Source organism: Flavobacterium sp. YO64 (assembly GCF_004119505.1).
Classification (GTDB): Bacteria; Bacteroidota; Bacteroidia; order Flavobacteriales; family Flavobacteriaceae; genus Flavobacterium; species Flavobacterium oncorhynchi.
In genome coordinates this window covers 75,388-87,865 of sequence record NZ_NRQV01000017.1, presented here as the reverse complement: position 1 = coordinate 87,865, position 12,478 = coordinate 75,388, and the positions used below count along the sequence as shown (strand labels likewise).

The window sequence follows — 12,478 nt, the reverse complement described above, 5'->3', positions numbered from 1 at the left end:
ATGTAGTTTGATATTTTTTATTAATTTTAGATTGTTGAAAGATAGATGAATAGGGAATAAGAACATTTATTTCTACTGTAATTAAGGTGGAATTTCAGTTCTAATGAAGATGTTGCTGTTGCTGCTAAAAAATGTAATTTATCTATATTCGATTTATGTCATATTAAAGACAAGATTATCTTTAATATGACATATGTCATTTTTTGCAGAGGTTAACTGTTTTAATTTTGTTGTCATATTAAGTACTGATAATAGTTCACTAATATTTTAATAATTATTATATGAGTAATCTGTCTCAATCCCACCGAATTTTATTTTTAAATACACTTGCTTTTACCATTTGCTTTGCCTGTTGGACATTAAATGGCGTTTTGGTAACTTATCTAGTTGATAAAGGGATATTTAATTTTACAGTTGTTGAGACTGGGTGGTTATTAGGAATTCCTATACTTTCAGGTTCTATTTTTCGATTACCTATAGGTATTTTGACAGACAAATACGGAGGAAAAATTATATTTTCGACATTACTTTTATTGTGCTCAATCCCCTTATTTTTATTGCCATTTGCAACTTCATTTTGGAGTTTTGCAGTATTAAGTTTTCTTTTCGGATTAGTAGGGACAAGTTTCGCTGTTGGGATAGGATATACTTCAATCTGGTATCCAAAAGAATGGCAGGGACGTGCTTTAGGAATTTTCGGAATGGGAAATGCCGGAGCAGCAATTACTACTTTTATAGCCCCCACTTTGCTAAATAATTTATCAGAAAATGATCCGATAAACGGGTGGAAAACACTTCCAGTTATTTATGCTGTAACACTTGTTGTAATTGGGATACTTTTTATTGTTTTTGCAAAAAATAAAGTCAACAAAGGAGTTTCAAAAACAATGGGGCAATTGATGTCGCCTCTTAAAAACGTTCGAGTTTGGCGTTTTGGAGCGTATTACTTTTTAGTGTTCGGTTTTTTTGTGGCGTATTCACAATGGCTGCTTCCAAATTTCATGAATGTGTACCATACCACTTTAGTAATGGGAGGGATGTTTGCTACTATGTTTAGTCTGCCATCTGGAGTTATTAGAGCTTTTGGAGGTTATTTATCAGATAAGTTTGGAGCTAGAAAAGTAATGTATTGGGTATTAGGATCATCGATAGTAATTAGTTTTTTATTGATGTTTCCAAAAATGGAAATTTTTACCGCAGGGCCCGGAGTTATGGCAATGAATAACGGTACAGTTACAGAAATTACTGCAGATAAAGTAGTAGTAGATGGAAAAGTACATAATATACATACCAAACAAGTTAAAAATGATGGTGAAGCTGCCATTTTTCCAGTAAAAAATTCTTGGCAGGAAATCCTTGTCAAACAAAATCAAGAAGTCAAAAAGAAAGAATTATTAGCGCAAGGAGTTACACAAATTAAGTTTAGTGCTAATCTTTGGGTATATGTGGTTTTAGTAATTCTAATTGGAATTTCTTGGGGAATTGGAAAGGCTGCTGTTTATAAACATATTCCAGAATATTTTCCAAATGAAGTTGGAGTAGTGGGAGGAATGGTTGGTTTAATTGGCGGACTTGGCGGTTTCGCCGGCCCAATAATCTTTGGTTATCTTCTTAATTATACAGGACTTTGGACTAGTTCATGGATTTTCATTTTTATAGTTTCTGTGCTTTGTCTTCTTTGGATGCATCGAACAATTATTAATGCAACTCGATCTAAACTTCCAGATTTCACCAGAGATATTGAAAGCAATCATTAAAAATTTAAAATAACTTAATAATAGATATATGAAAACTTGGTTAGATAAATGGGATCCAGAAGATGAAGTATTTTGGAATTCTACCGGAAGTAAAATCGCTTGGAGAACGTTAACAATAACAACGATCACTTTAGTTTTATCATTTGCATCATGGTTTATGATGAGTGTTATTGCCGTAAAATTGCCAGGATTGGGATTTCGATTTACTAAGGATCAACTTTTTTGGCTGACTGCAATTCCTGGACTTGCAGCAGGATTTTTAAGAATTATACATACTTTTATATTACCTATTTTTGGAACAAGACATATAGTCTCGTTTGCTACACTTATTAAATTGATTCCTGTAATCGGAATTGGTTTTGCAGTAATGGATGTAAATACACCATTTTGGGTATTTGCACTTTTAGCTTTTACTACAGGTTTTGGTGGTGGGGATTTCTCTTCTTATATGCCGAGTACCAGTTTGTTTTTTCCTAAAAGACTTAAAGGAACAGCTCTTGGGATTCAGGCTGGAATTGGGAATTTTGGTGTTTCGGTAGCACAATTTGTTACGCCGCTTATTATAAGTGTTAGTATTTTTGGTGCCGCATCAGTATTTACAAGTATTGATCATAAAGAAGCAATCGTTGTTTTTCAGAATGCTAGTATTGAAAAACAAAAAGAGGTTTTTTCTGCTTTAGATCCTGACGTACAAGCTAGAATATTGACTAACGTAAAGAAAACAGTTACTGATTCAGTAACTGCATCGATACAATCAGATGATAAAGTGGCTCTTTTTACGGCGTTGCCTTTAAAAGCAAAAGCTAAGGCTATTGCAAATGCAAATCCAAAGATGGCCGAGAAAATACTAAATGATATCAGTCCTAAAAATACTGCAGTCAAAAACACCGAAATTTATTTGCAATCGGCTGCATTTTGGTACGCTCCGTTCCTAATATTATTATCTATTATAAGTTGGTTTTACTTAAAAAGTATTCCAATGAAAGCGTCAATTAAAGAGCAGTTAGATATTTTTTCTAATAAACATACGTGGTATTGTACCATTACTTACATCATGACTTTTGGAACATTTGCCGGTTTATCTGCCGCTTTTCCTTTAATGATTAAGTTTTTGTATGGTGATTTTCCAAACGCACCAGATCCATTAGTTTATGCTTTTTATGGGCCGCTTATTGGTTCTGCCAGCCGTATTGCTTTTGGCTTTGTAGCCGATAAAGTAGGCGGGGCTATACTTACTACAATTACTGGTTTAGGAATTTTGGCAGGATCAATTATTTTAGTTACAGAAGGATTAGTAGCACCAACAAGTATGGAGCAGTTTCCTCTTTTTGTAACCGTAATTTTAGCAATGTTCTTTTTTACAGGAATTGGAAACGCAGGTACCTTTAGACAATACCCAATTATTTTTGCCGAAAACCAACGTCAGGCAGCTGGAGTAATTGGTTGGACAGCTGCAATTGCTGCATTTGGACCATTTATTTTTTCAAAACTAATAGGAAATAATCTTTCAGCTAATGGTACTGTAGATCAATTCTTTATTGGTGTTGCTATTTTCACTATATTAGCTACAGGTATCAATTGGTGGTTCTACAATCGTAAAGGATGCGAGAAACCAAGTTAATAAGTAATCATTAAAATTAAAATTAAGGATGAAAGATAAAACATTTAATACCAAAGCCCTGCTTGTTGCTTCGCTGGTTTCAATACTCACTATCGTACTTGTGTTTTATGGTTCCAGACAATTGCAGAATTTCGATGCAGCATTAATTACTTATTTATTCGGAACCGTATTTGCTTTCTTCGGAATCGTTTATCGATATACCGTTTGGCTGCAGCGTCCGCCAACTTGGATGTATTTTAAAAGAAGTATCAAATTTCTTTTTACAGGAAAAATATTTTCACATTTGTGGTTTTTAGGAAAAGAATCAGTACAAAATATTGTTGTTCAAAAGTTTATTTACCCAAGAAGTAAATGGCGCTGGTTTGCCCATTTTTGTATCGCATTAGGCTGCTTGTCTGCTTTTGCGATTACAATTCCGTTGACATTTGGATGGATACATTTTTCATTGGCACCTAATTCTATTTCCATTTACGAGGCGCATTTCTTCGGATTTAAAATGATGGATTTCGAAATAGGATCTTTTCTTGCCTTTTTAATTTTTCATGCCCTAAACTGGTCATCATGGCTTGTAATAATCGGGTCTGTATATTATTTAAGACGAAGATTAACAAATCCGGGATTAATTGCAACTCAAACCTTTGAAGGTGATTTACTGCCGTTGATTTTATTAATTGCAATATCAGTTACAGGTTTATGCTTGACGTATTCGTATCAATTTATGAAAGGATTTGCATATGATTTCTTAGCCGTAATTCATGCCGTAACCGTAATCATGTTTTTAATATGGATTCCGTTTGGAAAATTCTTTCATATCATTCAGCGTCCCGCACAAATTGGAGCTCATATTTATAAAAAAGAAGGAATCAAACAAGGAATGGCAGTTTGCCCGCACACTGGAGAAGAATTTGCAACAAAACTTCATATCAATGATTTAAAAATTGTAACCAAACAATTGGGTTTTGATTTTACGCATGAAGATGGAACTTCTCACTTGGATTTAAGTCCAGAAGGAAAAAGATCACGCTTAGCACAAGCACATTTAAAAGCCAGAATAGAAAGCGGAGGAAGCTTATTTGGATAAAGAATATAGTTTCAAGTTTCAAATTTCAGGTTTCAAGTTCCGCAAAGAACATTAAACCTGAAATTTGAAACCTGAAGCAAAACAAACAAAAAAAGACAATGGCAAAATTACCTGTATCAACTGAAAAAATTATTGAAGAGTTCGGTCCGCATTTAAATTATGCGCCTAAAGATGGTTATGAAGGTAGAGACGAACCAGATAAATTGGTAAAAACACATTGCTGCTTTTGCGGCATGCAATGTGGTATTCAATTATCTGTAAAAGATAATCAAGTAGTTGGCTTCGAACCTTGGATGGAATTTCCTTTCAACGAAGGGCGTTTATGTCCAAAAGGAGTACAACGCTATTTACAAAATAATCACCCAGATCGTTTATTACATCCTTTGAAAAGAGTAGAAGGAAAAGGTTTTGAAAAAGCGACTTGGGATGAGGCAATGGATAAAACCGTATCTGAAATTAAAAGAATTCAGGAAAAGTATGGTAAAGATGCTTTTTCAATGTTATCTGGCGTATCACTCTCAAATGAAAAAAGTTATTTAGTAGGTAAGTTTGCTCGTGTAGCCTTAAAAACAAAAAACTTAGACTACAACGGTAGACTTTGTATGGTAAGTGCAGGAGCAGGAAATAAAAAAGCCTTTGGTTTAGATCGAGGCTCAAATAATTATTCTGATCTTGAATATGCAGAAGTAATTATTGTTGCTGGTGCAAATATCAGTGAAACATTTCCAACTTTAACCCACTGGATTTGGAAAGCTCGTGATCGCGGCGCTAAGTTAATTGTAATCGATCCAAGAATGATTCCATTAGCAAGGACTGCAGAGATTCATTTAGATGTAAAGCCCGGAACAGATTCTGCTTTATATGGAGCAATGCTAAAATATCTGGTAGATCATGATATGTTAGATCACGATTTTATCGACAATCATACTTCAGGATTTCAAGAAACAATTGATGCAGTAAAAGATTATACTTTAGAATGGGCGGAAGAAGTTACTGGAATTGACAAAGAAAAGATAAAAGCTGCTGCTGAGTTATGGGGAAAAGCAAAAACGAGCTTTTTACTTCACGCACGCGGGATAGAGCAGCACTCTAAAGGTGTTGATAATGTAGTAGGCTGTATCAATTTAGTTTTGGCAACAGGAAGATTAGGCAGACCTTACTGCGGATACGCAACAATTACTGGACAAGGAAATGGACAGGGAGGAAGAGAGCATGGTCATAAATGTGATCAATTACCTGGAAATAGAGACATTGAAAACCCAGAACATCGTAAATACATATCACAAGTTTGGGGAATCGACGAAAAAGATATGCCCGGAAAAGGTTTATCGGCTTATGAAATTATTGATGCTATACACAGAGGAGAAATAAAAGGTTTACTTTCTATTTGCTTTAATCCGCTGGTATCATTGCCTAATAATAATTATGTACGAGAAGCGCTTGAAAAATTAGAGTTTTACGTTTGTATTGATTTCTTTTTAAATGAAACCGCTCGTCATGCAGATATTGTTCTGGCTGGATCATTGCAAGAAGAAGAAGAAGGAACTACAACATCGGCAGAAGGAAGAGTTATCCGAATTCGTCAAGCTGTGACACCTCCTGGCGAGGCTAGAACAGATACTTCAATATTTTTAGAATTAGCAAAAAGATTGGGAGTAGAAGATAAGTTTACTTATGAAAATAGTGAAGCTATATTTAATGAATTACGTGTTGCATCTAATGGCGGAACAGCAAATTATTTCGGAATATCGTATAAAAAAATAGAAGATAATATGGGCGTTTTCTGGCCTTGCCCAACAGATGATCATCCCGGAACACCTAGATTATGGGAAGATAAAGTGTTTGCAACTCCAGATAAAAGAGCTCATTTTAATCCTGCTCCATATAAACTTCCAGGAGAAGTTACTGATGAAGAATTTCCAATAACACTAACTACAGGTCGTGTGGTTTCTCAATATTTGAGCGGAACACAAACCCGCCGAATAGGTAAGCTGGTAGATCAGTTTCCTGAACCGTTGTTAGAAATTCATCCTGAGCTGGCTCTGAAGTATGGTATTAAGCAACGTGAATTGGTAAAAGTTTTAACCCGAAGAGGAGAAGGCGTTTTTCCTGCAAACATAGTTGAAACAATTCGAAAAGATACTGTATTTATACCATATCACTGGCCGGGAATTAAATCGGCTAATCAATTAACAATTGGAACTTTAGATCCTATTTCTAAAATGCCAGAATTTAAAGTTTGTGCCTGTTCATTAAATCCGCTTGGCGAAATTGCACCATCCTCTGCTGGTTCTGATGCTTTTGCAAGTGTTTAATCTATAAAAGAAGACTTATGAATTTAACCAATTTTAATAGAAACGAAGAGTTTTTTGTAGATCTGCAACGCTGTATTGGATGTAAAGCCTGTGAAATGGCTTGTGCAGAATGCGAAACAAACGGACAGGAATCTCTGATCAGTGTTAATTATGTAGAACGTTCCTCAACAATCCAAACTACTGTGCAAGTTTGTATGCATTGCGAAGATCCAGTTTGTGCTAATGTATGCCCGGCTGATGCGATTTCGCAAGATGAATTTGGCGTAGTTCATACCGCAAGTACAGAAAGATGTATAGGGTGTTCGAACTGCGTAATGGCTTGTCCGTTTGGAGTACCTAAAAAAATGGAAGAATACGATTTAATGATGAAATGTACGATGTGCTACGACCGTACCAGCGTTGGAAAAAAACCAATGTGCGCAACAGTCTGCCCAAGTGGAGCATTATTTTACGGAACAAGAGAACAAATTGAAGAAATGAGACCAAATAGTACACCAATCAATAATTTCATTTTTGGACAAGAAAGAGTTACTACAAAAGTCAATATTATGATGCCGAAAGGCAGTAATGAATTAAGAATTTATTAAATCCGAGTCATGTCAAAAGAAGATAATTTAAATCAAAACTGGAAAAAGGATTTCCCCATAAAAAAACAGGAATCAACTCAAGTCAGCCGACGCGATTTCGCTAAATTCCTGACTTTTGTTTCTGGCGGATTAATGGTTGGAAGCGGTTTTGTAACCGCAAAAGCATTTTTACTGCCAAAAGAAGAAGTGCAAGGCGAACATTTTATTTGTAACAAAGAAGATGTTCCCGTGGGCGGAACAAGAGGTTTTGTATTAGAAGGCAGCACAATTCCCTATATTTTAATACATCTTGAAAGCGGAGAATTTAAAGCTTACGAGCAAAAATGTACACATTTATCCTGTTCAGTATTTTATAAGCCGGGAACAGGAATTATACATTGCCCTTGCCACGAAGGATCATTTGATGCTAAAACTGGAGATGTAATTGCCGGACCGCCGCCAAGAGCTTTACCGCAACTAGAAGTTGTGTTTAAAGAGAATGCCGTTTTTGTAAAAGCCTATATCGAAAAAAAAGAAAGCTAATTTGTATAATTTAATTTTATAAGTATGAGTACTTTTAGACGCAGCCAGAATCGCGCAAACCCTAATAAGCTGAACAATATACTTTCAACACTTATTTTTATTTTAATATTAAATGTCAGCATTCAAATTTGGCTTTTGTATGCCTCATTAAATAACGCATTAGACAATAATAAAGAAATATTGATTCCTGCATTCATAGCATCAGCAATCCTATTTTTAATTGGTTTTGCATGGTTGTATTATCTGCCAAAAGGTAATTTTAGAAATAAATAAACAAGATTTTCTGCCATAAAAAATGCTGTTAGATTTTTTCTGAGAGTATTCAAAAGAATTACGCTAAATTTATATTCAAAAAAAATAGGTACTAATGATTTTAACTAAGTAAAAATACTTATGTTTGTAATAAGTATTTTTTTGCTTATAAAGGATAGCATTTTATGATAAAAGTTGAAGAAGCCTTAACAATAATTGAAGCAAACAGTGCCAAAATGCCTGTACAGCAAATAGCCGTAAGTAAAGCATTAGGTTATGTTTTGGCAGAGAAAGTTATTTCTCCAATTCATATGCCCCCGTTTCGTCAATCGGCTATGGATGGATATGCTTTTATTCACAGTATAAAACATCAATATGATATAGTAAGTACATCTCAAGCAGGAGATCATTCAAATTTAAAATTGAATGCAAATGAAGCCGTTAGAATATTTACAGGCGCATTTGTGCCTGATGATGCTGATACTGTTGTAATGCAAGAGCATGTAATTGCAAATAAAAATTCGATACTTATAGCTGCAATGCCCGCAAAAAGTGCAAATATTCGCCCAAAAGGAGAGCAGATTGCTAAAGATGATATTGTTTTTGAAGCAGGGACTTTAATGACTCCAGCCGCAATTGGTTTTTTAGCCAGTTTAGGAATCACAGAAATTAAAGTGCACAAGAAACCTAAAGTCGCTATTTTAGTAACAGGTAACGAATTAGTAAAACCCGGCGAAAAACTGAAAAAAGGAAAAATTTACGAAAGTAATTCTGTTATGCTTCAAGTCGCTCTTGAAACTATTGGAATTAAAAAAACGAAAGTTTACAGCGTAAAAGATAATTTAAAAGCAACGAAAAAAGCATTAAAAAGTATTTTAAAAAAGTATGATATAGTTTTAATTTCTGGCGGAATTTCAGTTGGAGATTATGATTTTGTAAAAGAAGCATTGTTGCAGAATGATGTAAAAGAACTGTTCTATAAAATCAATCAAAAACCGGGAAAACCTATGTTTTTTGGTTCTAAAAATGAAACTTTAGTTTTTGCTTTACCTGGAAATCCAGCATCATCACTGACTAATTTTTACATTTATGTTGTTCCGGCAATAAAAAGCAGAATTGGATTTTTGGAGATTCATAAAACAAAAGTAATTCGGAAATTAAACTCAGATCTTAAAAACAAGACAGGGAAAACATTGTTTTTGAAAGCTAAATACAACGAAACACATGTTGAAGTTTTAGACAGTCAAAGTTCTGCAATGCTTAACACTTTTGCCGTCGCAAACAGTTTACTAATAGTTCCCGAGAACATTGAAGAATATAAAAAAGGGCAATTGGTTACATTATTACCGATAGATTAATTTTAGATTCTTAGAATCAGAAAATAGAAAAGAGCATAGAAAAAAGATTTTTGAGTAATAAAGATAATGGTCGCTGTATAAATAAAAACACACAGCTAAAGTTTGAAACCTTGGTGAATTTTCAGCTTTGTGAACTTAATTTTAAAGATAATAATGAATAAAAATTCTTAGCGCTCTTTGCGGTAAAACAACCTGAAACGTGAAACAAGGAAAAACCTGAAACAAAATTAATCATGGAAACACCAACAGTATTTATTCTTTGCGGCGGAAAAAGCTCCAGAATGCAGTCTGAAAAAGGATTAGTGCTGTTTCAGGAAAAACCATTTATTGAACATATAATTCGGGCTATTTTACCCATTACAGATCAGATAAAATTGATTACGGCTTCAAAAGAATATGATTATCTGCCGTACCAAAAAATACCTGATGTTATTGCAGAGAAAGGGCCGTTAGGTGGAATTTACACTGCATTATCACATTCTGAAACCGAATTTAATTTGATTTTAAGCTGCGATATTCCATTAATTTCAACTGAATTATTACAAGAATTAATTTCAAAACATACAGAAGAAGCTGGAATTACTGTTTTTGCTTCAGAAAGCCGAATACATCCATTAATTGGAATTTATTCAAAAAAAGTTCTTTCAATAATTAAAGAAGCTGTTGATTCTAATGAATTAAAAATGATGGATTTACTTGCGAAAGTGCCGCATCAAATTGTAAATATAGAAGAAAGCGAAAACTTTCATTTAACCAATATTAATTCGGCAGACGAATTAAATGATCTGAATATCAATTTAAGTTAAAGAGTATGCAAAGCTTAAAAACACCAAAATTAACGATTGTAGGCGCAGGTCCGGGCGACGTTGAATTGATTACGATGAAAGCTATAAAAGCTTTAAAAAGTGCCGATGTTGTTTTGTATGATGCTTTGGTTAACGAAGAATTATTGGAATATGCATCGAATGCCGAAATAGTTTTTGTTGGAAAACGATTGGGTTGTCACGCTTACACACAAGATCAGATTAATGATTTGATTGTTTCGATGGCAAAAACGCACGGTCATGTTGTTCGTTTAAAAGGCGGTGATCCTTTTATTTTTGGACGCGGAAGTGAAGAAATTGAATTTGCAGAGCGATTTGAAATCGAAACCGCAATTGTACCGGGAATTTCATCAGCTTTAGGTGTTCCTGCTTCAGTAGGAATTAGTTTGACACAAAGAAAAGTTGCCGAAAGTTTTTGGGTAATTACTGGAACAACTTCAGATCATAAATTATCAAAAGATGTTCAGTTAGCTTCAAAATCAGCTGCAACGGTAGTTATTTTAATGGGAATGCATAAACTGGATGAAATTATTTCTATTTATCAGGAAAATAGAAATGACAATCTGCCAATTGCGATTATTCAAAACGGAACGAAAAATTCAGAGCAAAAAGTAATTGGAACTATTGATACAATTACTAAATTGGTATCTGAAAAAAACATATCATCGCCTGCAATTATTGTGATTGGCGAAGTAGTACGAAATACTTCAAGCTGGATTTCGTATTTTCAGGAACATTTTGATGATGAATTCATTTTTCAGAATTTAAATTTATAATAATGATTGAAGTTAAATATTTTGGAGTTGTAGCCGAAAAGACAAAATGTGAATTCGAAAAGTTATCTTTTTCTGAAGTATCACTGCAAAAATTATTGCAAGACTTAAACGAAAAATATGAGTTCGAAGCACTGACTTTCAGCGTTGCCGTAAACCAAAAAATAGTTTCAAAAACAACAGATTTTACATTACAGACAAGCGATGTTGTCGCTTTATTGCCGCCATTTGCGGGAGGATAAAAAATGAATACATCAAACCGATATAACAGACAAATAATTCTTCCAGAAATTGGAGACGAAGGTCAGTACAAATTGCTGAAATCTAAAGTTTTGGTTGTTGGTGCCGGTGGTTTGGGCGCAGCAATTTTGCCGTATTTGGCTTCCGCTGGAGTTGGTGAAATTGGGATTGTGGATGATGATACAATTGAAATTTCAAATCTGCACAGACAAGTTATTTATAAAACTTCAGCAGTTGGAAAATCAAAAGCAGAAGAAGCCAAATTGATGATTTCTGAATTGAATTCTGAAGTAAAAGTAAATGCAGTTTCTGAAAAGTTATCAGGAAAAAATGCTATTTCATTATTTGAAAAATATGATATTATTGTTGATGCAACAGATAATATTGCAATAAAATATTTAATAAACGATGCGTGTCTTGTCGTTAATAAACCAATGGTTTATGGATCTATTTTTAGATTTCAGGGACAAGTTTCTGTTTTTAATTATCAAAACGGACCAACATACAGATGTTTATATCCCGATGAAAATAATAATGCTTTGAATTGTGAAGATGCTGGAGTAATTGGAATTTCAGTTGGAATTATCGGTATGCTTCAAGCAAATGAAGTTTTAAAAATGATTCTCGGAATTGGAGAAGTTTTGAATGGAAAAATATTGGTTTACAATATTTTGAACAACGAACAACAAAAATATGGTTTTGACAGAAGTGATATTCAGTCAATAAGCAAAGAATCATTCGAAGAAAAATATAATAAATCTGAGGTTGCAGAAATAAGTTTTGGTTCCGTTTTAGAGGAAATAAACAATGATTCCATTTTATTTTTAGATGTTAGAAATAGGGACGAATTGCCAAAAATAAGTTTAAAAAATCAAGTTCAGATTCCATTAATGCTTTTGGAAAATGAAATCGAAAAACTGGACAAAAAACAAATGATCTATGTTTTCTGTCAATCCGGAATCAGAAGTAAAATGGCAGTTGAGGTACTTCAAAAATATCAATTTAAGAATGTGAAAAGTATTGCTGGAGGTGTTTTGGCAATGAAGAAATTATTGAAAGAAGAAATAAAAATATAGCCAAAGATTTACGCATAGTTTGTCATTTCGACGGAGGAGAAATCTTCGTAGGTGGCTCGACAAAGATTGGGG

The 12,478-nt window shown here is 33.9% G+C and carries 12 protein-coding genes; all 12 read left to right on the top strand.

What is annotated here, in order from left to right:
• Window positions 1–281 precede the first annotated feature (281 nt).
• The 12 genes from BOW57_RS13695 to moeB all read left to right on the top strand — a co-directional run bounded on the left by BOW57_RS13695 (window position 282) and on the right by moeB (window position 12,406).
• A complete protein-coding gene (locus BOW57_RS13695) occupies window positions 282–1,757 on the top strand; it encodes a nitrate/nitrite transporter (RefSeq protein WP_129055016.1) in 1,476 nt (491 codons plus the stop codon).
• A 28-nt stretch (window positions 1,758–1,785) separates the two neighbouring features.
• The gene (locus tag BOW57_RS13690) at window positions 1,786–3,378 is read left to right on the top strand and encodes a magnesium transporter MgtE N-terminal domain-containing protein (RefSeq protein ID WP_129055014.1); all 1,593 of its coding nucleotides are present in this window, start codon (window positions 1,786–1,788) and stop codon (window positions 3,376–3,378) included.
• 28 nt (window positions 3,379–3,406) lie between these two features.
• The gene (locus BOW57_RS13685) at window positions 3,407–4,459 is read left to right on the top strand and encodes an MFS transporter (protein ID WP_089052733.1); all 1,053 of its coding nucleotides are present in this window, start codon (window positions 3,407–3,409) and stop codon (window positions 4,457–4,459) included.
• Between the two features lie 98 nt (window positions 4,460–4,557).
• Window positions 4,558–6,774 carry a molybdopterin oxidoreductase family protein gene (locus tag BOW57_RS13680; protein ID WP_129055012.1) on the top strand — a complete coding sequence of 739 codons (2,217 nt, stop codon included), beginning with the start codon at window positions 4,558–4,560 and terminating at the stop codon, window positions 6,772–6,774.
• Between the two features lie 17 nt (window positions 6,775–6,791).
• Entirely contained in the window at window positions 6,792–7,361 is a 570-nt protein-coding gene (locus BOW57_RS13675) for a 4Fe-4S dicluster domain-containing protein (protein WP_089052735.1), read from the top strand.
• 9 nt (window positions 7,362–7,370) lie between these two features.
• Complete coding sequence (locus BOW57_RS13670) at window positions 7,371–7,883, top strand: Rieske (2Fe-2S) protein (RefSeq protein ID WP_089052736.1); 513 nt, start codon at window positions 7,371–7,373, stop codon at window positions 7,881–7,883.
• Between the two features lie 24 nt (window positions 7,884–7,907).
• Window positions 7,908–8,156, top strand: coding sequence for a DUF6755 family protein (locus tag BOW57_RS13665; protein WP_089059585.1), 249 nt, complete (start codon window positions 7,908–7,910; stop codon window positions 8,154–8,156).
• Between the two features lie 164 nt (window positions 8,157–8,320).
• Window positions 8,321–9,493 carry a gephyrin-like molybdotransferase Glp gene (gene glp / locus BOW57_RS13660; protein ID WP_129055010.1) on the top strand — a complete coding sequence of 391 codons (1,173 nt, stop codon included), beginning with the start codon at window positions 8,321–8,323 and terminating at the stop codon, window positions 9,491–9,493.
• Between the two features lie 233 nt (window positions 9,494–9,726).
• The gene (locus BOW57_RS13655; protein ID WP_089052739.1) at window positions 9,727–10,299 is read left to right on the top strand and encodes a molybdenum cofactor guanylyltransferase; all 573 of its coding nucleotides are present in this window, start codon (window positions 9,727–9,729) and stop codon (window positions 10,297–10,299) included.
• Between the two features lie 5 nt (window positions 10,300–10,304).
• A complete protein-coding gene (gene cobA / locus BOW57_RS13650; protein ID WP_129055008.1) occupies window positions 10,305–11,093 on the top strand; it encodes a uroporphyrinogen-III C-methyltransferase in 789 nt (262 codons plus the stop codon).
• Between the two features lie 2 nt (window positions 11,094–11,095).
• Complete coding sequence (locus BOW57_RS13645; RefSeq protein WP_129055006.1) at window positions 11,096–11,332, top strand: MoaD/ThiS family protein; 237 nt, start codon at window positions 11,096–11,098, stop codon at window positions 11,330–11,332.
• A 3-nt stretch (window positions 11,333–11,335) separates the two neighbouring features.
• On the top strand, window positions 11,336–12,406 hold the full coding sequence (gene moeB, locus BOW57_RS13640; RefSeq protein ID WP_129055003.1) for a HesA/MoeB/ThiF family protein: 1,071 nt from the start codon (window positions 11,336–11,338) through the stop codon (window positions 12,404–12,406).
• The last annotated feature ends 72 nt before the right edge of the window (window positions 12,407–12,478 follow it).